15 protein-coding genes and 1 tRNA gene are annotated in these 20997 nt (G+C 65.0%); 1 reads left to right on the forward strand and 15 read right to left on the reverse strand.

The window, feature by feature from the left end; genetic code table 11:
• Position 1: 1 nt before the first annotated feature.
• The 4 genes from EO170_RS00895 to EO170_RS00915 form a co-directional block, all read right to left on the reverse strand.
• Positions 2 to 844: an STAS domain-containing protein gene (locus EO170_RS00895; RefSeq protein ID WP_104582453.1), complete on the reverse strand. Its 843-nt coding sequence runs from the start codon at positions 842 to 844 to the stop codon at positions 2 to 4.
• A gap of 1490 nt (positions 845 to 2334) precedes the next feature.
• Positions 2335 to 4659, reverse strand: coding sequence for a hypothetical protein (locus tag EO170_RS00905; RefSeq protein ID WP_126941853.1), 2325 nt, complete (start codon positions 4657 to 4659; stop codon positions 2335 to 2337).
• A gap of 24 nt (positions 4660 to 4683) precedes the next feature.
• Positions 4684 to 6552, reverse strand: coding sequence for an ATP-binding protein (locus EO170_RS00910; RefSeq protein WP_164739871.1), 1869 nt, complete (start codon positions 6550 to 6552; stop codon positions 4684 to 4686).
• A 222-nt stretch (positions 6553 to 6774) separates the two neighbouring features.
• Positions 6775 to 8130: a helix-turn-helix transcriptional regulator gene (locus EO170_RS00915; protein ID WP_180496996.1), complete on the reverse strand. Its 1356-nt coding sequence runs from the start codon at positions 8128 to 8130 to the stop codon at positions 6775 to 6777.
• Positions 8131 to 9041: 911 nt separating this feature from the next.
• Between EO170_RS00915 and EO170_RS00920 the strand changes: the two genes are divergently transcribed.
• Positions 9042 to 9821, forward strand: a complete 780-nt coding sequence (locus EO170_RS00920; protein ID WP_104582449.1) for a response regulator transcription factor — start codon at positions 9042 to 9044, stop codon at positions 9819 to 9821.
• A gap of 410 nt (positions 9822 to 10231) precedes the next feature.
• On the opposite strand, the gene EO170_RS00925 is transcribed toward EO170_RS00920, so the two are convergent.
• The 11 genes from EO170_RS00925 to lspA form a co-directional block, all read right to left on the reverse strand.
• A complete protein-coding gene (locus EO170_RS00925) occupies positions 10232 to 10618 on the reverse strand; it encodes a DUF805 domain-containing protein (RefSeq protein WP_104582448.1) in 387 nt (128 codons plus the stop codon).
• A gap of 297 nt (positions 10619 to 10915) precedes the next feature.
• The gene (radA, locus tag EO170_RS00930) at positions 10916 to 12307 is read right to left on the reverse strand and encodes a DNA repair protein RadA (protein ID WP_104582447.1); all 1392 of its coding nucleotides are present in this window, start codon (positions 12305 to 12307) and stop codon (positions 10916 to 10918) included.
• Between the two features lie 6 nt (positions 12308 to 12313).
• Positions 12314 to 12622 (reverse strand): hypothetical protein, encoded by a 309-nt coding sequence (locus EO170_RS00935; RefSeq protein WP_126941855.1) that lies wholly within the window; start codon positions 12620 to 12622, stop codon positions 12314 to 12316.
• Between the two features lie 77 nt (positions 12623 to 12699).
• Complete coding sequence (locus tag EO170_RS00940; RefSeq protein WP_164740858.1) at positions 12700 to 14580, reverse strand: tetratricopeptide repeat protein; 1881 nt, start codon at positions 14578 to 14580, stop codon at positions 12700 to 12702.
• 186 nt (positions 14581 to 14766) lie between these two features.
• A complete protein-coding gene (cyoD, locus tag EO170_RS00945) occupies positions 14767 to 15102 on the reverse strand; it encodes a cytochrome o ubiquinol oxidase subunit IV (RefSeq protein WP_126941857.1) in 336 nt (111 codons plus the stop codon).
• Positions 15102 to 15731, reverse strand: a complete 630-nt coding sequence (cyoC, locus tag EO170_RS00950; protein ID WP_180496907.1) for a cytochrome o ubiquinol oxidase subunit III — start codon at positions 15729 to 15731, stop codon at positions 15102 to 15104. The genes cyoD and cyoC overlap by 1 nt, the downstream gene beginning before the upstream one ends.
• Entirely contained in the window at positions 15728 to 17728 is a 2001-nt protein-coding gene (cyoB, locus tag EO170_RS00955) for a cytochrome o ubiquinol oxidase subunit I (protein WP_119132567.1), read from the reverse strand. Before cyoB ends, cyoC begins: the two co-directional genes overlap by 4 nt.
• A complete protein-coding gene (gene cyoA, locus EO170_RS00960; RefSeq protein ID WP_104650267.1) occupies positions 17728 to 18663 on the reverse strand; it encodes a ubiquinol oxidase subunit II in 936 nt (311 codons plus the stop codon). The genes cyoB and cyoA overlap by 1 nt, the downstream gene beginning before the upstream one ends.
• Before the next feature lie 359 nt (positions 18664 to 19022).
• Positions 19023 to 19098 (reverse strand) — tRNA-Thr (locus tag EO170_RS00965).
• A 177-nt stretch (positions 19099 to 19275) separates the two neighbouring features.
• Complete coding sequence (ispH, locus tag EO170_RS00970; protein WP_115676372.1) at positions 19276 to 20226, reverse strand: 4-hydroxy-3-methylbut-2-enyl diphosphate reductase; 951 nt, start codon at positions 20224 to 20226, stop codon at positions 19276 to 19278.
• A 77-nt stretch (positions 20227 to 20303) separates the two neighbouring features.
• On the reverse strand, positions 20304 to 20816 hold the full coding sequence (lspA, locus tag EO170_RS00975; protein WP_119128905.1) for a signal peptidase II: 513 nt from the start codon (positions 20814 to 20816) through the stop codon (positions 20304 to 20306).
• Between the last annotated feature and the right edge of the window lie 181 nt (positions 20817 to 20997).

Here is a 20997-nt window from a genome sequence, read left to right on the forward strand (position 1 = left end):
GTCAGCCTGCCTTGTTCACGGTCACGCCGATGCGCTTGAGCGCCAGCGCCAGCGCATCGGACAGGTTGGCCTTGGTGACGATACCCTGCAGGTCCAGCCCCAGATGCACGATGGTCTGCGCGATCTGCGGGCGCACGCCGCTGATGATGGCATCGGCGCCCATCAGGCGGATCGCGGTGACGGTCTTGAGCAGGTGCTGCGCAACCAGGGTGTCCACGGTGGGCACCCCGGTGATGTCGATGATGGCGATTTCCGAGCCGGTATCGACGATGCGCTGCAGCAGCGACTCCATCACCACCTGGGTGCGCTGCGAATCCAGCGTGCCGATCATCGGCAGTGCCAGCACGCCGTCCCACAGCTTGACCACCGGGGTGGACAGCTCCAGCATTTCTTCCTGCTGGCGCACGATGATGTCTTCGCGGGTCTTCTGGAACGCCTTGACGGTGTACAGGCCCAGACGGTCCAGCAGCTCGGACAGCGCCCACAGCTGCTGGCCCAGATCCTCCGGCGTGTCGGCGTATTCGCGCTGCACCAGCGCAAACAGCACCCGCTTCAGCGAGAAGATGAAGTTGGCGGTTTCCTGCGAATCGAAGCCACGGGTGGCGCGATCGCGCGACAGGTTTTCCAGGAAGCGACGCACCTCGCTCCAGTCGGCGCTGTCCAGGCTGCTGCCACCGTCCTTCAGGGAGGCGACCAGCAGGTGCAGGAAATCCGCGCTCTGGGTTTCGACGTCCTGTCGGGAAATGCGTCCATCGCTGCCCAGGCTGGAGCCCAGCCATGCCGCCAACAACGCAGCTTCCTGGCCACGAATCGCATCGATCGAGCGCTGCTGCAATGCCACCATGAGATCACCCGCCAAGAGTTAGAAGAGAGAAGGCTGGGCATGCGGGGCGATTGCGCCCCCCTGACTGGCGCGGCGCCCCCACGCCGAAGCGCTGCAGAGTAAAGCAATTCAGTTTCGGCAACCAGCGACGAACCTGTAGCGGTCAGAGGAGGATCCGTACGGAGTTTGACATTGCCGCGCACGCCGCGAACGTGAGCGCGACCACGCCTGGACAGATGCGCTTGCCGCTGGCCCGCCACCCTGCTCTCGGCGCGACGGCGCCCGGTTACAGACTGCCGCCGGACCGGCCGTGATGCGGTCACCGACCGCTGCGCGAAGGTGGTCCAACTTGTGGGAAGACCGCCTGACGCCGGCCCGGACCGATCGCAACGCCCCTCCCATGGCGGCGGACGCGCTCGATGTGCCGGCAGGCCGGTTTGCCCACGCCCGGCGCCGCATGCACGCACCAAGTCACGCCACTGCGGGTTCAGCCTGCAGTGCGTACTGAAGCCATCGCTTGCCGATCGGCACTAGCGATACCGGGAGCATGGTGCCGCGTCCGGGGGGCGGGACCGTGTGGCGGCATGGATGCCGCCACCGAGCCTACACGGACGTACTTGCGGCGTGTCCCGACACCGGATGCGGCGCCGCGCCGCCGACCGACTCCGCACACCGATCAATCTTGTGCACCACATCTAGAGTTCCACGCGAATGCTTCGGTCTGCTGCGGGCGCTCGCCCGCGTACCGGCGTGGGACACGCCGCAAGTACGTCCATGTAGGCTCTGGCGCGGCATCCATGCCGCTCAAGGTCCCACACCGGCACGCGCGCAAGCACCACCGGTTGCTATCGGTTGCGGAAGGAAGAGCACTGCTTGGTCGAGTGGGCGTGGCTCGGATCGTGTTTTTAGCTGCCACTGCAAAGATCAAATGTTGAGGTGGTCTCAACGACATGAAGCGCCAACTCCGCAGGCACGATGACTTCCTGAAAGCAGTGCTCGCCGATCAGCGGTAGCAACGTTGGAAGCGTGGTGCCGCGTCCGGGGGCGGGACCGTGTGGCGGCATGGATGCCGCCACCGAGCCTACAAGGACGTACTTGCGTCGTGCCCCGACACCGGATGCGGCGCCGCGCCGCCGACCGACTCCGCACACCGATCAATCTTGTGCACCACATCTAGAGTTCCACGCGAATGCTTCGGTCTGCTGCGGGCGCTTGCACGCGTACCGGCGTGGGACACGCCGCAAGTACGTCCGTGTAGGCTCTGGCGCGGCATCCATGCCGCTCAAGGTCCCACACCGGCACGCGCGCAAGCGCCACCGATTGCTATCGGTTGCGGAAAGAAATGCGAACAGCCAGACGGGCTGCACGTTCTTCCGAGCGTCACCATTCCTGACGACATACCAGCAGTTGGCACGCAAACCACACATGCCAATCCCGAATGCCCAATCCCCAATCCCGGCGGCAACGGCGACCGCATCAGCAGCCGCTGCGCGACGAGCCTGATCGCCGCCCTACAGCCCGTAGCGCTCCACCGCCTCCAGATGCGGGCGCGGGTCCTGATCGCAGGCCTCGGCCAGGCGCAGCCAGCACATCGGGTGCGCCCACTGCGCGGTTGTGGCCAGCAGGACGCGATGCAGTTCCAGCGGCGCCGCCGCTTCCGGCAGCGCCACGGTGAACAGCACGCCCGGCAGACCCGTGCTTGCATCTTCCGGGTCGAATGCGTCCGCGTGTGCCGGATCGACCACGCGATAGTCGTCGCGGCTGTGCAACCACAGCTTCCAGCCGCGCGCTTCGACGTCCTGCCGCAAGGCCTCGATCGCCTCCTCGCCAGGATGCACGCCATCCACCAGCCAGCTACTGCCGTAACCGCCTGGCTCCAGCACATGCACCTGCGCATAGGTCGGCACGAACCGCTCGCGCTCGGCCTCGTCGTCCGGTGGCGGATACAGCAACTCCGCGTCGAACACCACCCAGTCGCCGACATGCTGGCGCCGATGTGCCGGTGCATTTTCGACGATACGCGCGGTGACCGGGCCGGTGCGCCGTGCGTAGTACTCGGCTACCTCGCCGTCGTCCACGCAACGCACGATCACCCACCCCCAGGTTTCTTCGACCACGCCACTGGTGCTGCTCAGCTCCATGCCGAGCGCCAGCGCCGAGGCGCGCACCGCGTCCCACTGCTGCGCCGCGCTGGCCGCGGTCATGTGATCCCAATGCGCGGAGCGCGGCTCCTCCATCAACTCGGTCAGCTGGCGATACACCTCGGTGGCTTCGGCGAAGCGGCCGGTGTTGAGATACATGCGCCCCAGCAACCCGCGCGCGCCATGCGAGCCGGGCGACAATTCCAGCAACGCGGTGCAGGCCTGCTCCAGCGCCGGCCAATCGGCCAGCCGCTGGGCCAGCTGCGCCTCGCACCACAGCGCCGCCACCGGCACCAGCGGGCGATACAGCTGCGCCAGCCGCCGCAGGCCGGCTTCATCGCCGCGGCCCAGCAACAGGTTCATCAGCCGGAAGGTCGGGCTGGTCTCGCGGTCGGCATGCCGCTGCACGAATGCCCACAGCAGCGCGATCGCCTCGTCGTCGGCCGCACACGCGCTCAGCGCCGACGCCGTGGTGTCCACCAACTCGGCGTCGTCGGGACGCTCGGCCACTGCCTGCAGCAACCACTGCGCCTCGCGCTCGGGATTCCGTGCCACGTCTTCGGCTTGTGCATCCAGCCACTGCAGCAACTGCTCAGCGGGCACCGGTGCCGGCTCGCCCGCCGGTGCGGCCTCGATGCGCGCAGCCAGGCCGTCCAGCAGTTGCGTGGCGCCACGGTCCTGGCGCAACTTGGGCACATGCGCACGCGCAAGCGCCAGGTGCCGGCGCGCGGTCCACACCGCACCACGCTGCAACGCCAGCGCGATCGCCATCTCGGCCGCTTCGATCAGGATGCGATGCGCACCCACCTGCGCGTAATGATCGAGCATCACCTGCAGGCGGCTGCCCAGATCCCAGGTGTTGCGCTCGGGCTGGCGCGATACCAGCACCACCACCGCACGCAACCAGTGCAGGCGGTAGCGCGGCGCAACCTCGCGCCACGGCAGAAAGGCTTCCAGTGCTTCGTCGTCGCGATTCAACATTGCCAAGGCACGGGCTTTCTGCAGGCGCCGCGGCTGACTGCAGTTGGCCCATTCGGCCCCTTCGCGCGCGGCTTCGCGTTCGCGCTGTTCGATCAGCGCCAGCGCCTCTTGCGCGCGGCCCAGCGAGAGCAGGATCGAGATGCGCATGTCCGGCACGCCGTCGTAGATCTGCCCGCCATGCGCAACGATGGTCTGCGACTGCTGTTCCAGATAAGTCAGTGCCGCCTCGCCGCGTCCATCGTCGAGCAGGGCATCGGCTTTTTCGCAGCTCAGGCACTGGTAGCACGACCAGCTCGGATCGATGCGGCCCAGCGTTTCCTCGCACACCTCGATGCGCTCTTCCACCCAGCCCGGACCATCGATATTGGCGTAGCAGGCGGCCAGGTCCTGGGTCACGCACACCGACTGCGGGCACTCCACCGCATCGGCGCGATGCGCGCGTTCGAACAACGCCACCGCGTCGCTGAGCGCACGCTCGCCTTCGCAGAGATTGCCGACGCGGTTGCGCATTTCCCAGTGCCCGACGAACACCTCCAGCCACGGATTGGCCAGCGTCTTGCCCAGCGCACGCGCCTCGGGCAACAGCGCTTCGGCGCGTTCGATCTGCAGATCGCAGATATGGTCGGTCAGGCGTGTCAGCAGCTGCGCATTCTGCGGCTGCCCGGCTTCGCCCAGATCGTCCTGCAGCTTCTCCACCCAGTTCCAGATTTCCATCGTGTTGCTCCTTCGATGCGGCGCTCAGCGCGCCAGCAGTTGGGTCACGGCCTCGGCAAGATCGCCAAAGGCCCGGTTCAAATCCGATCCGCCCGATGCGTTGGCGCCCGGCTGCGGCTGGCTGCGCCCCTGCGTCGACACGATCACCTTGAGTGAGCGCAGCAACCGCGCCGCCACCGCCGCCTGCGGATTGCCGGCGCGCTGCGCCGCCAGCAGTGCCTGCAAGGCCGGGTTGTCGAGATTCAGATACAGCCGCTGGGTCTGCCGCGCCTGGATCCCCGCCGTGAATTGCCGGGCCAGCCGCAACGCGGCGGTGGACACGCGCTTGTCGTTCTCGTCCTGCTCCAGCCGGCGCTTGAGTTCGGCCTCGCGGTCGGGCACCACCACCAGCGGCAATGCCTCGGGACTGAAACGTGCCGGCACCAGCGCCTCGCCATCGCCCAGGTGCTGTTCCAGCCAGGCCAGTTCGTCGGCCGGCAACGTATCCAGCTGGAACAACTGCCGGTTGCCCTGCTCGGTGCCCAGCTCGACCAGGCGCACGCCCTTGGCCTGCGCCCAGCGGCGCAGGAACGGCACCACCGCATAGCGGTTTCCGTAGGCCACCGGCACGCCCATCGCGCGGAACAGCATTTCCTCGAAACCGCTGTCGCTGTCCAGGATCACATGTACCGCGCCACGCGCGGGCAACTGCTGCGCGGGCAGGTCGCCCTGCGAGGTCGGCACCCGCACGTGTTCCATCAGCAGCGCGAACAAACGCTCGTCGCACAGCGCCGCGCCCAGCAATGCCTCGTTGTGCCGCAGCAGGATGCGCCGCCAGGCTTCCGGCTGCTGACGCGCCACATCGGCCAGGCCTTGCACCAGCGCTTCGGACAGCGCGTGCTGCACGGCCGTGTAGGTGGCATCGCGTTGCAGATCTTCGCGGCTGGCGGTGGGCGTCAAGCGATTGGACTCGATCACGCCCCCGATAAAGCCCGCCCAGGGTGGCAGCAGTTCGCGCGCGTTGTCGTCCAGCAGCATGCCGCGCAGGAACACCGACAGGTTGCGGTTGTCGCTGGTGCCGTAGGTGGCCCCGTCCTGCACCCACAGCAGGCCGACCGCATCGCTGCCCTCCTCCGCGCGCACCGGCATGCAGCACAAGGGCTCGAAGTTGCGCTCGAAACGCGCGGCAAACTCGCGCTGACGCCGCCAGGCCTGCACCGGATGCAACGGCACCGCATCGTGCATGCGCCACGGCGGCGGCTCGGGATTGATCGCCTGGGTATCGCCGCCGATCCAGATCGGCTCGCGCAACAGCGCGCAATAACGCGACAGGATCTCGCGCAGCCGTGCCTCCTGGGCCAACGGCAGATAGTCCTCGTGCAGCTCCAGCACCACTTCCGTTCCGACCTGGGCACGTGCCGGGATCGGACTCACCGTGTATTGCTCGGCATTGCTGGAGATATAGCAATGCCCCAGCGTCGGGCTCTGGTAGGAGGTGGTGCGCACGGTGACGCGGCGCGCCAGCACGAAGGCCGACAAAAAGCCCAGCCCGAACATGCCGATCAGGCCGCTGTCCTCATGCCCGCCCTGACGCAGGCCACGCGTATACCCCACGCCGACGGTGGCCAGGTAATCGTGGATTTCCTGTTGGGTCAGCCCGGCGCCGGTATCGACGATGCGCACGATGCCCTGGGCAGCATCGGCATGCACTTCGATGCGCGATTGGCCTTGCCAGTCGGGTTGTTCCAGACGGCGACGCAGGATCGAGTCGTGCGCGTTCTGCACCAGCTCGCGCAGCGCGACCACCGGCGTGGAATACAGATGCTTGCTGAGAACGGACATCAATCCGTTGAGATCGACGCCTGCGCGGCGGATCTGGGAGGCGTCCGTCGCCTCGGAGGTGTGATCTTGCATGATCGTTCGTCGTTTCCTTGGCGGCCACGCCCATCCTCGGACGCGCCTTCCTGGGTGGCAGTGCGAGCCGCACAGGATAGCCGCAAGCCGCCCCACACGCACGCACGTCACACTATGACGGCGTCTCGCGCGTGGCCGGCGCGCGGCCGCCACGGCAGCGCCCCCCTTGCAGAAACGACGCGCCACGGCCTGCGTCGACGCATGGCCGTGGCGCGCAACGGCTTACCGCTGCAAGGTTTCCATTGGCGCCTCATTGAAATGCTGGCGATAGCCCTTGGCCAAGGCCGACCGGCTGCCCACGCCCCAGCGGCTCGCCGCCTGCAGCACGCTGCCGCAGCCGCCTTCGGCCAACAGTTCGTCGCGGATGCTCTGCATCCGGTAACGCCGCAGCACCTGGGTCGGCGACAGCCCGGTGGCGGACTTGAACGCCTGCTGCAAGGCGCGCCCGGTCACGCCGATCTGCGCGGCCACCTCGTTGATGGACAGGTCCGAACGGTGCGCATTGGTGATCATGTAGGCGTAGGCGCGCCGATACTTGGCCGGCAGCCGCGCGGAGATGTCATCGCTGACATGTGCCGGCGTGCCGCTTTCCAGCAGCCGCGGCGCCTGCACCTCGCTGCGCAGGCACTGCACCGCGCCCAGCGCGTACCGGTTGTACAGCAACAGCGCCTGCTCGGTCTTGCCCAGCGCCTGGCTGATCTTGGCCTGGCAATACTCGAACTCCAGATTCCAGCGCGGCGCGTGGTGACGTCCGGCGCCGGCCAGGGCGCGCTCTGCCAGATCCGCGCGCCCCACCGCCAATGCGGCAAGCGCCAGTTCCACCTGCGCATCCTGCCGGGCGCATGGCGGGCACCCGGTGGCAGCGGCCGGCAGCGCATCGATCTGCGCATCGAAACCGAAGGTGTCGCCACCGGCAATGCGCAGCAGGTTGCGCACGTGGCGCATGCGCTGGGCGAGCACCGGCATGCTCTCGGCCAGGTCGGCGATGCAGGCGCGCAGCTCGTTGGGCTCGAACGCATGCGCCGCATCCTCCTGGCGCAGCGTGGCCTGCCAGAACACGTGGTCGCTCATCCGGTCGGCACGCCGGATGCGCAGCTGCGCGATCATGTCCAGACGCAGCGCGTTGGCGATGCGCTGCCACTCGGTTGCGCCGTTGTCCAGTTCCCCCAGCGCTTCGTTGGCACGCTCCAGCGTCTGCAGCGCCAGCGTGCTCTGGCCCAGATGGAAGTGAGTCAGCGCCTTGCCCAGCAGACTCTCCCCGCATAGGCAGGGCGGCGTTTCGCGGTCCATCGCCAGCTGTGCGAAGCAATTCAATGCAGCGCTCAGGCGGCGCTGGCTCAGCATCAACCAGGCGGTGTTGCGGCAGGACAGCAGCCGCAGTTGGCGCTGATGCCCGCGCATCGCCTTCAAGGCGTGGCGGTAGGCATCTTCGGCCTCCTCCTGGTATTCGAGGATCAACAATGCATCGCCGCTGGCACCGAGCAGGCTGACTTCATCCTCTGCACCATCCGGGGCGGCCTGGCCGTCGCGGCGTTGTTGAAGATGTTGCAGACCTTGCGGCCAGGCACCAACCAGCATCCTGCTTGTATAGATAGGAAGACGGTCTGCGTACGACAACGCAGAGATTGCCGCGAAGTAGGTTGAAAGGATCATGCCGGGCTCTCTCATAGGGGGACGAGCAAAAACAACAATGCGCCGGTTTGGCTGGCGCAAACGATTGTATGCAGCGGATCCAATGGAATTTCTCACTCCAAGGCACTAAGAAAATCAAAAATCCTCACTCTGTCTGTCGGCGAACCAGTTAAGCGGCGTGCAGATAAAGGGCACTTTTTGCATACCGCCACCGCATGCGTGCATAGGACATTCCGCGCCATGCGAAGCCGTATTGAAGACAGGACGCCAGCCAAAAAAGCAATCGTCGGCCATTCGAGCACCTGAGCCCGTGCGCAGCTGGACCATTGTCCTGGCATGTCGCGGCGATGGCCGCGTGCAAGGTATTTCAGTAAATGAAAGATGCACTTCAAACCAATGCTGCCGCGTTCCATGACATCAACCGATGGCCCACATATTCCATGCGCGCTTCGCGCACGTGCAAATCGCAATACCGTGGTATAGACCTGGCATTGCATTCAACGACCTGGCGATCGTGCGTATTGTTTTCCGCCGGAACCATCGGCCCGCGTACCGCGCGATGTCGGAATTTTGTTAGTCGCCGTCGACGCATGCCCTGGATGTAAGAGCTGCGTTGCGCCTAAATGAGCGTACGTTAAAGCCGGCCCGCCCGAAGCCGAAGAAAAGTACGCAGCAGTGAAACTTTCTGGCTCCGCAATGGTACATACCATTCGTCCGGCCTCAGGCCGGATCCCCTGGCAGCCGAAGGCGATGGCGATGCACTTATCTATACATGTGGGTTTTGTATTGGCGCCTGCTGTCCACAACAGGCATCCAGCACACGACTGGTACGTGGGCAGACATGGGACGGCCGGCTGATGCACGGCAACCCTACCGGCAAGCAAGGATCGGCTTTCCTGTTGACGCAGGACGCGCGTCTGGCATCGCAGGTCAATGCGAGCCTTGCACCGCTGGCCCCGAGTTTTGCGGTGTTTTCCGACGAACTCGAACTCCTGCGCTCGCTGCGACATTCCCCCTGCGAGCTACTGGTCTTCGACGCGACCTGCGTCGCGTCGGACGACAGCTCGCTGCTGGCCTGGCAACGCTGCCACAGCGGTCATCCCACGCCCTTGATCGTGCTGGGGCGTTTCGACTGTGCGCACGACATTCTGGCCTGGTACCGCGCCGGCGCACACGATGTGCTCGCCCTGCCGTTCAATTCCCACGAACTGCATGTACGCGCGGCATTGGCGCTTTCGCCGGTGGCCGAGGCGTGCTCCGAGAGCCAGCAGCTGAGTGTTGGTCCCTACCACCTGATTCGCGACGAAAATACCGTGTACCTGCACGGCAAGCCGATCGTGCTGACCGCACGCGAGTTCTCTATCGCCTGGCTGTTGTTTTCCAGCCCCGGCGTATGTTTCCGCCGCTGCCAGTTGGCCAAGGCGGTGTGGGGTAGCCACACCGAGTTCACCGACCGCACGATGGAGCAGCACATCTACAAGCTGCGCAAGAAGCTGCAGCTATGCAACCACAGCGGCGTGGTGCGCATCAGAACCGTGTATTCGCATGGGTACAAGCTGGAACTTGCTACGCCCGACAAGCACGCGCCCAGCAAGGCCGTCAGCCCCAGCACCGCCCATCACGCCGCGGCCTGTTGACCAACGCGGGCTCGCAACAGCGGCAGCGCGGCGAACGGCGGCGAGCCGCGCTTGCTGCATGCCATCGGCGCCTGCAGTGCAGTGAGCCGTCCGCTGTCATGCGTTGATCTGGTCGGGCATTGGCTGGACTGCTTTCGCCTGCTCCCACGCCGGGCGGAAAACCTGTCCACCTGGTAGTTCAATCATGTAGTGAACACACGAGCAGGCTCTTGGCCTATTGCCGCTCGACCGCTTCCCACGCCCTGGCAAGACGGATACGTTTTTGCGGTCGGCCCAAAATGCCCCTATCGCACCCAGTGCCGCACTCGAACAGGTGCGTGCCCTTTGGCAACTTCCGCCGGCGGCTCTCCAGAAACGACAATGGCGCGGAGGACTCCCCGCGCCATTGTTCGATCAGGCATCGCACCCGGTTACTGCTTGGGATTCTCGCCGTACTCGTTCGGGCCGGGCGTGCCTTCCAGGCACATGAAGACCAGCACGATGAAGCCACCGACGTAGGGCACCAGACTGATCAGATAGAACCAGCCGGACTTGCCCTGGTCATGCAAGCGACGCACGGTCACCGCAATGCTCGGCACGATCAGTGCCAGTACGAAGATCCCCATGATGGCAAGCACCAGCCATGCCAGTGCGCCGGGACCGTTCTCGCCGCCCATCACTGCCGCCGCGATGCCGAACAAGCCGCCCAATACCAGCAGGACGATCGCCTGCAGCAGCATGAACATCCAATATTCCTTGCGGCGCGAGCGGCCATTGAAGTCGGCGTAGCGCTTGAGTGGCAACAACATCCATTCCATCGTGTTCTCCTGGTGACGCGCAGTGGGCGCTGTCTGTGATCCGGTGCACCGTGCAACGGGCCGCGCATGTTGCCATAGCCGCCCTCTGCTGAAAACGGTTTCTTATCGGCTGGCGGCATCTCGCGACTGCTGGCCGACCAACGGTCGCCGCAGTTGCCGGCGGCCAACCCGACAACGTCACTGCTGCAATTCCGCCATCGCGCGGCGCAATGTGTGCAGCCCTGCACCGGGGCGTGCGATCAGCTCACCGCGTGCAGCGCGATGCCCTGCGCACGCGCGCTCCCATACACGCCGGCATCACTCGGCCGCCGCTTCCAGCGCCTGGCTCAGCCGCTCCACGGCGACGATCTCCATGCCCTTGATGCTGGCAACCTTGGGCGCGTTGGCCTTGGGCACGATCGCGCGCTTGAAGCCGTGGGTGGCGGCTTCTTTCAGACGATCCTCGCCGTTGGGCACCGGCCGGATCTCGCCCGACAGCCCCACTTCGCCAAAGGCAATCGTCTTCTCCGACAGCGGCCGGTCGCGCAGCGAGGACAGCACTGCCAGCAGCACCGGCAGATCGGCAGCGGTTTCCTGCACGCGGATGCCGCCGACCACATTGACGAACACGTCCTGGTCGCCCACCACGATGCCGCCATGGCGATGCAGCACCGCCAGCAGCATCGCCAGCCGGTTCTGCTCCAGCCCCACCGCCACGCGCCGCGGATTGGACAGCGGCGAGGCATCCACCAGTGCCTGCACCTCCACCATCAGCGGCCGGGTGCCTTCGCGGGTGACCATCACGCAACTGCCCGGCTGCTGGGTGCTGCCGCCGGACAGGAAGATCGCCGACGGGTTGGAGACCTCCTTGAGGCCCTTCTCGCCCATCGCGAACACGCCCAGCTCGTTGACCGCCCCGAAGCGGTTCTTGAACGCGCGCAACAGGCGAAACCGGCTACCGCTCTCGCCTTCGAAGTACAGCACCGCATCGACCATGTGTTCCAGCACGCGCGGGCCGGCGATGCCGCCCTCCTTGGTCACATGGCCGACCAGGAACACGGCGGTGCCGGTCTCCTTGGCATAGCGCACCAGCCGCGCCGCGCTCTCGCGCACCTGGCTGACCGAGCCCGGCGCCGCGGTCAGCGACTCGGTCCACAGCGTCTGGACCGAGTCGGCCACGATCAGCTTCGGCCGCGCCACGCTGGCATGCTGCAGGATGTTTTCGATGCCGGTTTCGGCCAGCGCATTCAAGCCTTCCAGCGGCAGATCCAGCCGCACCGCGCGCCCGGCCACCTGCGCCAGCGATTCCTCACCGGTCACGTACAGCACCGGCAGCGTGCTGGCCATGCTCGCCAGCGCCTGCAGCAACAATGTGGACTTGCCGATGCCCGGGTCGCCACCGATCAGCACCACCGCGCCCTCGACCAGCCCGCCCCCCAGTACCCGATCGAACTCGCCGATGCCCGTGGACACACGCGCCTGCTCGGACTGCTGCACATCCTTGAGCGCGGTGATCTTGGGCGCCTCGGCCTTGCCGGCCCAGCCGCTACGCCGCGAGGCCGCAGGCGAGGCCTTGCCGCCGGGCATGGCGCTTTCGAGCACGATCTCGCTGAGCGTGTTCCAGACCCCGCATTCGGTGCACTGCCCCTGCCACTTGTTGTACTCGGCGCCGCACTCGCCGCAGACATAGGCCGTTTTCGCCTTCGCCATCGTCAGTTAACCCATCGCTTCTGGAGCGACAGGATAGTCGGCGTCGGTCTCAAGATGCGCGACGCTGGCTCGGGAATCGGGAATCGGGAATCGGGAATCGGGAATCGGGAATCGGGAATCGGGAATCGGGAATCGGGAATCGGGAATCGGGAATCGAACAGCTGACGCCGCCGCAGGAAGGGATGCAAGCACCCATTCCTGCGGCGGCGTTTTCACCTGGCCGCATTGATGAGCGGACCAGTCGGCTGGCGCGCTGTCTTTCGATCGGTCGGCACCGGCATCGGTAGCGACGAAAACCGGCGCCTGGCGCTGCATGATCGATCGCAACCGGTCATGCAGACACCAGATCCTGCCATTGTCCGCTCGAACGGCTGCTGGCAGACAATCGCCGCTCAGCGCGGCTTGTACAACTCGCTCAGGCGGTCCGGCTTGCCGGGGATACGTTCCAGATGCGGATACAGCAGGCCGCCGTGGTAATCGATGCGCACGGTGTCGTAGCGGTCCAGGCGCTTGACCAGCAGTTCGATCGGCGCGGTGGTGCCCTTGGCCGCCTTGATCGCGTCCTTGATCACCTCGCTGCTGAAGGCGCGGCCGTTGACCGCCACGATGGTGTTGCCGGCGATCAGGCCGGCATTGAAGGCCGGGCCGTCCCAGAGCACATCACCGATGTCGCCAGAGGCTTTCAAGGACACGCCAAGCGAATAGGCCAGGTTGGCGTCCTTGTCGTCGCTCTCGTCGGCCTTGGTGGCCAGATTGGGCTCGTCGTTGTAGACCAGCTTCCAGCCATTGGCCTCGATGCCCCCGTTCAACGAGCCATGCCCGTCCATGCGGCTGCGCAACAGGCTGGCCCAGTCGTAGGCGGCAATGCCGTTGAGCGTGGCGACGATGTCGTCGAAGGTGTACGGGTTGACGTCCCAGTCGCCGTTCTTCATGCCGAAGAACGCCTTGCCGAAATCGTCGATGGAGCGCTTGTTGTTGGTCAGCGCGCGCAGCTTGCTGTCCACTTCCAGCCACATCATCTGGCCGCCGGAATAGTAGTCCTCGCTCATCTGATAGCTGCGGTACGCCTTGGGCCGGCGCATCGACATGGTCGGGTCGTTGGTGGTGTCCTGCACGGTGCGCCAGGCCATGCCGGGGCGCCCGCGCTCATAGCTCGCCGCCACGCCGGCCAGCATCTCGCGCGCCTGGTCCTGCGTCCAAAGGCCCGAACGCGCGGCCATCACTTCGCCCCAGAACTGGGTCTGGCCCTCGTACAGCCACAGCAGGCTGTCGCCCATCGGCACATTGAAGTTTGGCGTGGCCAGGTCGGCACCGCGACGGTACTTGCCGTTCCAGGAGTGGTTGAACTCGTGCGCGAGCAGGTCGCGCCCGGTCCAGCTCTTGTCCCACTCGGTGAAGTACGTCGGCACGCCGCTGTTTTCGCTGGAGCGGTGATGCTCCAGGCCGATGCCACCCAGTTTCTTGGTCAGCGCCAGCAGGAATTCGTAATGATCGAAATGGCGCGCGCCGTAGAGCTTGTCCATCTGCTGCACCAGCGACGCATGCGCCTTGATCTGCTCGGGCTTGGCCTCCAGCGACTTGGCTTCGTCGGCGAACACGTTGAGGTAGACCGGCTGCTTGCCGGCGCTCAGCTCCACGCGCTTGTAGTACTTGCCGGCGAACATCGGCGAATCGACCAGGTCGTCGAAATCGATCGGCTTGAAGGTCACCGTGTCGCCGACGCGGCGGTCGGTTTCCAGTGCCGTGGCATAGCTCCAGCCGGCTGGCAAGGTGACGCTGGCCTGGGCCTTGATGTTGCGTGCGAACACGCCGGCCGGATACAGCGCGGTGGTGTTCCACTGCAGGTTGAGCATCTCCGGGGTCATCATCACCCGGCCCTGGTTGGGGGCCTGCGGCGAGAGGAACTTGAACTCGGCCACCAGCTCGCTGGCGCCCTGCGGCACGTCCACGGTGAAGGCGTACACATCGAACTGGTCGCGCTTCCACGGCACCACCTTGCCATCGACCTTGATCACCAGACCGGCCAGCTTGTCGATCGGCCCGGTCGGCGAGTGATTGCCGGGAATCCACTGCGGATACAGCAGCGTCATCGGGCCGGGCTTGGCCGGCATGGTGGTTTTGACCTTGAAGATGCGGTGGGCCAGATCGGTGGCATCGACGTCGATCTTCAAGGTGCCGTCGAACGGCACGTCCTGCGGCGCAGCGGTTTGTGCGGCCGCAGGCAACGACAGTGCCGCCAGCAGCGACACGGACAACAAGGTGGGGATCTTCATCGCAACTCCGCAGGGACCTGGAACAGGCAAGCCCACGATGCTAAGCGCCTGCCTGCGCTTCCCCCGTATGCCATAGGTCATGCTGCGCGCCGATTCGCACGCAAAAAAAAGCCGCCAGTGACCTGGCGGCTTCGTTCTGTCCGGTATGCGTCGATCCGGCGTGCCGGGATCGGGCGCCGTGCCGTCTCAATGCATCATGTTGACGTTCATGTTGTGCAGCACCCACAGCGAACCCACGATCACGATGCCGATGATCAGCAGCGAGAACAGGCCCACCTGCACGTTGGAACGCTGCTCGGGCGAGCGGTCCATGTGCAGGAAGTACACCATGTGCACCAGCATCTGCACCGCGGCCATCAGCGAGATCACGATGACGGTGACACCCTTGGAGAACGCTCCGCTCATCACCATCGCAAACGGGATGACGGTGAGGATCACGGCCATCACAAAGCCGATCAGGTAGGACTTCAGGCCGCCGGCATGTGCGTCGACAGCGGTTTCATGCGCGTGGTGATTGGCCATTACAGCGCTCCCAGCAGATAGACGACGGTGAACACACCGATCCAGATGATGTCCAGGAAATGCCAGAACAGGCTCAGGCAGGCCAGACGCGTGCTGTTGCGCGGGGTCAGGCCGTTCTTGGAGATCTGGATCACCAGCACTGCCATCCACAACAGGCCGGAGGCCACGTGCAGGCCGTGCGTCCCCACCAGGGTGAAGAAGGCCGACAGGAACGCGCTGCGTCCCGGACCCGCCCCTTCGTGGATCAGATGGTTGAACTCCCAGACTTCCATGCACAGAAAGCCGATGCCCAGCAGCGCGGTGACGCCCAGCCAGGCGTACAGCCCGGTCATGTTGCGCTTGTGCGCGGAAATCATCGCAACGCCGAAGCTCAGGCTGCTGAACAACAGCAGGAAGGTTTCCACCAGCACGAACTTCAGGTCGAACAGCTCCTTGGCCGTCGGTCCGTCCACCGTGGCGCCGGAGAGCACCGCATAGGTGGCGAACAGGCCGGCGAACAGCAGGCAGTCGCTCATCAGGTAGACCCAGAACCCGAAGACGGTGTTGCCACCGGCATCGTGATGTTCGTGGTCGTCGTGGCCGCCCGCGTGGGCGGCGTGGTCTAGCGTGGTCGAGGAAGACATGGTCATACCACCTTCGCGGCCTGCGCCGCATGTTGCTGTTCGAGCAGGGCAAAGCGCGCGTTTTCGATACGCTCCACTTCGTCGGCCGGCACCCAGTAATCGATGTCGTCATCGAAGGTACGGGCGATGAAGCTGCCGATCATGCCGACCAGGCCGACGATGGCCAGCCACCAGATGTGCCAGATCAGACCGAAGCCCATCAGCACGCTGAAGGCGCCGATATACACGCCTGCACCGGTGTTGCGCGGCATGTGGATGGCCTCGTACTTGGACGGACGCACCCAGCCCTTGCCGTTCTGCTTGTCGGCCCAGAACTGATCGCGGTCGTCGATGTGCGGCAGCACGGCGAAGTTGTAGAACGGCGGCGGCGAGGAGGTGGCCCACTCCAGCGTACGGCCATCCCACGGATCGCCCGTGTAGTCCATGTGCTCCTTGCGCTTCCACACGCTGTAACCGATCTGCACCAGGTTCAGGAAGATACCCAGGCCGATGATCGCAGCACCCGCCGCGGCGACATACAGCCACGGCGCCCACTCGGGATGGTTGTAGGTGTTCATGCGACGGGTCATGCCCATGAAGCCGAGCACGTACAGCGGCATGAAGGCCACGAAGAAGCCGATGATCCAGCACCAGAACGAGGCCTTGCCGATCTTCTCGTTGAGCTTGAAGCCGAACGCCTTCGGGAACCAGTAGGTCAGGCCGGCCAGGTAGCCGAACACCACGCCGCCGATGATCACGTTATGGAAGTGCGCGATCAGGAACAGGCTGTTGTGCAGCACGAAGTCCACTGCCGGGATCGCCAGCATCACGCCGGTCATGCCGCCGATGGTGAAGGTGATGATGAAGCCGATCGTCCACAGCACCGGCGAGGTCATGTGCACACGACCGCGGAACATGGTGAACAGCCAGTTGAAGATCTTCACGCCGGTCGGGATCGAGATGATCATCGTCGTGATGCCGAAGAAGGCATTGACGTTGGCACCCGAGCCCATGGTGAAGAAGTGGTGCAACCACACCACGAACGACAGCACGCCGATGCACGAGGTGGCGTAGACCATCGAGGTGTAGCCGAACAGGCGCTTGCGGCTGTAGGTGGCGATCAACTCGGAGAAGATGCCGAACGCCGGCAGGATCAGGATATAGACTTCCGGGTGACCCCAGATCCAGATCAGGTTGACGTACATCATGGCGTTGCCGCCACCGTCATTGGTGAAGAAGTGCGTGCCCAGGTAACGGTCGGCGCCCAGCAGCGCCAGCGCCACGGTCAGGATCGGGAATGCGGCGATGATCAGGATGTTGGTGATCAGCGCGGTCCAGGTGAAGATCGGCATGCGCATCAGGGTCATGCCCGGCGCGCGCATCCGCATGATCGTCACGAAGAAGTTGATGCCGGTCAGCAACGTGCCCAGGCCTGAGACCTGCAGCGCCCAGATGTAGTAGTCGACGCCGACCCCCGGACTGTATTCCAGCCCCGACAACGGCGGATACGCCAGCCAGCCGGTCTGGGCGAATTCGCCGACACCCAGCGAGATGTTGATCAGCGCCGCACCGGCCACGAACAGCCAGAAGCTCAGCGAGTTCAGGAACGGGAACGCCACGTCGCGCGCACCGATCTGCAGCGGCACGATCAGGTTCAACAGGCCGGTCATGAACGGCATGGCCATGAAGAAGATCATGATCACGCCGTGCGCGGTGAAGATCTGGTCGTAGTGATGCGGCGGCAGCACGCCTTCGCCGCCGTTACCCGCCAGCGCCTGCTGGGTGCGCATCATCGCCGCATCGGCGAAGCCGCGCAGCAACATGACCAGCGCCACGATGATGTACATCACGCCGATGCGCTTGTGGTCAACCGAGGTGAACCACTCGTTCCACAGGTAGCCCCACAGCTTGTACTTGGTGATGGCGCCCGCGATGAGCAGGCCGAGCAGGCCTGCACCACCGAGTGCGACCATGATGATCGGCTCGTGGTACGGAACCGCCTCGATCGTAAGTTTGCCTAGCATCACTTGTCTCCAGAAGTGCACATGGCAACCGGCTCTGCAGCCGCTGCCTGATGGTCGCCATGGCCTTTGTTATGGCCCGGACCATTCATGTATTTGTCGACGAGCGAGCGGAACATGCCGTCCTGCACCGACGAGTAGTAGGTGACCGGATACTGTTCCTTGTCGTTGCGATTGGCTGCCAGCACCTGGTACTCGGCGGCGTTCAACGCGGTCGGCGATGCCTTGACCTTGGCCACCCATGCATCGAAGCCGGCCTGATCGACGGCATGCGCCTTGAAGCTCATCTTCGAGAAACCGTGACCGCTGTAGTTGGTCGACAGGCCGAAGTATTCGCCCGGCTCGTTGGCCACCAGGTGCAGCTTGGTTTCCATGCCGGCCATCGCGTAGATCATCGTGCCCAGGTGCGGGATGAAGAACGAATTCATCACCGTGTCGGAGGTGATCTTGAAGTTCAGCGGCGTATGCACCGGGAAGGCGATTTCGTTGACCGTGGCGATGTTCTGGTCCGGGTAGATGAACATCCACTTCCAGTCCAGCGACACCGCTTCGATGGTGATCGGCTTGACGTCCGAATCCAGCGGCCGGTACGGGTCCAGCGCGTGCGAGGAGCGCCAGGTCAGCACCGCCAGCACCAGGATGATCACGCACGGGATCGACCACACCACCACCTCGATCGCGGTGGAGTGCGACCAGTCCGGCTCGTAGCGTGCCTTCGTGTTGGACGCGCGGTATTTCCACGCGAACGCAATCGTCATCACGATCACCGGGATGACCACGATCAGCATCAGCACGACCGAGGTGATCAGCAGCTGCTTCTCGTCGTGGCCGATCTGGCCTTTCGGATTGAGAATGGCCGAACTGCAGCCTGCCAACAGCAGGAACGGCAGCATCAGGCCTGGACGAAGTACACGCCCGAGATGTTTCAACGGAATCATCGGTCGATCCAAGTGCGAAGGAACGCCAGCCTCGTTCGTCGTATCCAGGTGGAACTTGTCCTGACGGCACGCTTCCTGAAGGAAGGTGGCCACGCAGACCGAAGACACGAGTTAGCTCCCTGATTTTAGACTTTGCTGCACCTGCACGAAACCCATCGGCAATGATCTGTCGCAATTAATGCGCACAAAACTGTGCGACATGTTGTCGCAGCGCTGCGCAGGACGACAAAGACGCAGCCGCGGCCATCGATTGCGGACGCCACGATGTGTGGCGTATATGGCCGGGCCAGCGGCAAGATGCGCGTGCTTCGGCCCAAACGCAGCTGGGCCGACCAATGGTCGACCCAGTGTTGAAGCAATGGTGCCGGAAATAGGAATCGAACCTACGACCTACGCATTACGAATGCGCCGCTCTACCAACTGAGCTATTCCGGCGAGCCGTGCATTGTAGGAGCGGAGCCGGTGCCCGGTCAATCGCCGCCAGGCGCCGCACTACGTATCCCGGCCCCGGACCTGTGGACCATGGCCGGCGGAGGGCGACCACCTGCAGCTGCGAAGCAGCCGGGCTTGCCGCAGGGACCCGCCACCGCAAGCAGCCCGGAGCGCCCGCTGTCAGCTGACCAGGCGCAACCGCAATTCCTTGGGGAGCGCGAACACCATCGATTCCGGCTCGCCTTCCAGCTCCGACACACTGCTGGCGCCCAGCTCGCGTAACCGCGCCAGCACGCCATCGACCAGCACCTGCGGCGCGGAGGCGCCGGCGGTCAGGCCGATGTGCTGCTTGCCCACGATCCAGGCCGGGTCGATCTCGCTGGCGTTGTCGATCAGGTAGGACTCCACCCCGTCGCGCCGGGCCAGCTCGCTGAGGCGATTGGAATTGGAGCTGTTGGGCGAACCGACCACCAGCACCAGATCGCATTGGCGCGCGAGATCGCGCACCGCGTCCTGGCGGTTCTGGGTGGCGTAGCAGATATCGTCGTGGCGCGGCCCCTGCATGGCCGGGTAGCGCGCACGCAGGGCCTCGATGATGCCCATGGTGTCGTCCACCGACAGCGTGGTCTGGGTGGTGTAGGCAATGTTCTCCGGCTGGCGGATCTGCAGCGTGGAAACCTGCTCGATGTCCTCGACCAGATAGATCGTGCCCGCGCCGCGTTCGCGGCTCCACTGCCCCATCGTACCTTCCACCTCCGGGTGTCCGGCGTGGCCGATCAGCACCACGTCGCGGCCGGCCCGGCAATGCCGCGCCACCTCGAAATGCACCTTGGTCACCAGCGGGCAGGTTGCGTCGAACACCTTCAGCCCGCGGCGCTCGGCTTCCTGGCGCACCGCCTGCGAGACGCCGTGTGCGCTGAAGATCACCGTGGCGTTGTCCGGCACCTCGTCCAGCTCTTCGACGAAGACCGCGCCGCGCTGCTTGAGGTCGTCGACCACGAAGCGGTTGTGCACCACTTCATGGCGCACATAGATCGGCGCGCCCAGCGTTTCGATCGCGCGCTTGACGATCTCGATCGCACGGTCGACACCGGCACAGAAACCACGGGGATTGGCGAGCAGGACATCCATGGCGGGCATTCTACGGGAATGGGGAATGGAGGATGGAACCGGGCGATGCCGGTACGCCGCGACTTCAGCGACGATTCCTACTTCCGGATCCCCGCCTCCCGCTTGCCGGACCTGTCGAACAGGCCGAATACCGCGATGCCGATGGCGCCGCCCACGATCGCCGAGTCGGCGATGTTGAACGCAGGCCAGGTGTGGCTGCCGATATACCACTGGATGAAATCGACCACGTGGCCGTGCATCAGGCGGTCGATCACGTTGCCGATCGCCCCGCCGATCACCAGCGCATACGGCACCGCGCTGCGCCATTCGCCGCGCGCGGTGCGCGAGAGCCAGAATGCCAGCAGCCCGCTGATGCCCACTGCCAGCGCAGTGAAGAACCACAGCTGCCAGCCGCCGGCATCGCTCAGGAAGCTGAAGGCCGCGCCGGTGTTGTAGGTGCGGTACCAGTTCCAGAAGCCGTCGATCACCGGCACCGGGGTGTACTCGGGCAGGCTGGACAGCACCCAGGCCTTGCTCCACTGGTCCAGCCCGACCACCAGTGCCGACAGCAGCAACCAGATCAGGGCGGAGGGTTTGGGGCGTTGACTCATGTCGAAAGATCGCAGTTGGTGGTGACTTCTCCGACGCCGGAGAAGATGCCTGAATGGCGTTGGGGATGGCGGTGAGCAGAACAAAAGCTGAAAGACAGGCAGGCAAGGATGGCATGGACGTCCGGGCCAGCCGCCCTGCCCCGCATTGCCGCGTGCGCCACGCTTCAGCAAGCGAGGGACT

It is taken from the genome of Xanthomonas sp. BRIP62409 (assembly GCF_003992965.1).
In the GTDB taxonomy this organism is placed as follows: Bacteria; Pseudomonadota; Gammaproteobacteria; order Xanthomonadales; family Xanthomonadaceae; genus Xanthomonas; species Xanthomonas euroxanthea.

Coding starts and splice junctions, on each gene's coding strand:
- EO170_RS00940 (WP_164740858.1), bottom strand. CDS start 14,580: ATGAAGATCCCCACCTTGTTGTCCGTGTCGCTGCTGGCGGCACTGTCG.
- EO170_RS00920 (WP_104582449.1), top strand. CDS start 9,042: ATGCACGGCAACCCTACCGGCAAGCAAGGATCGGCTTTCCTGTTGACG.
- EO170_RS00895 (WP_104582453.1), bottom strand. CDS start 844: ATGGTGGCATTGCAGCAGCGCTCGATCGATGCGATTCGTGGCCAGGAA.
- cyoB (WP_119132567.1), bottom strand. CDS start 17,728: ATGCTAGGCAAACTTACGATCGAGGCGGTTCCGTACCACGAGCCGATC.
- ispH (WP_115676372.1), bottom strand. CDS start 20,226: ATGGATGTCCTGCTCGCCAATCCCCGTGGTTTCTGTGCCGGTGTCGAC.
- EO170_RS00910 (WP_164739871.1), bottom strand. CDS start 6,552: ATGCAAGATCACACCTCCGAGGCGACGGACGCCTCCCAGATCCGCCGC.
- EO170_RS00915 (WP_180496996.1), bottom strand. CDS start 8,130: ATGCTGGTTGGTGCCTGGCCGCAAGGTCTGCAACATCTTCAACAACGC.
- cyoD (WP_126941857.1), bottom strand. CDS start 15,102: ATGGCCAATCACCACGCGCATGAAACCGCTGTCGACGCACATGCCGGC.
- lspA (WP_119128905.1), bottom strand. CDS start 20,816: ATGAGTCAACGCCCCAAACCCTCCGCCCTGATCTGGTTGCTGCTGTCG.
- cyoC (WP_180496907.1), bottom strand. CDS start 15,731: ATGACCATGTCTTCCTCGACCACGCTAGACCACGCCGCCCACGCGGGC.
- EO170_RS00935 (WP_126941855.1), bottom strand. CDS start 12,622: ATGCAGCGCCAGGCGCCGGTTTTCGTCGCTACCGATGCCGGTGCCGAC.
- cyoA (WP_104650267.1), bottom strand. CDS start 18,663: ATGATTCCGTTGAAACATCTCGGGCGTGTACTTCGTCCAGGCCTGATG.
- radA (WP_104582447.1), bottom strand. CDS start 12,307: ATGGCGAAGGCGAAAACGGCCTATGTCTGCGGCGAGTGCGGCGCCGAG.
- EO170_RS00905 (WP_126941853.1), bottom strand. CDS start 4,659: ATGGAAATCTGGAACTGGGTGGAGAAGCTGCAGGACGATCTGGGCGAA.
- EO170_RS00925 (WP_104582448.1), bottom strand. CDS start 10,618: ATGGAATGGATGTTGTTGCCACTCAAGCGCTACGCCGACTTCAATGGC.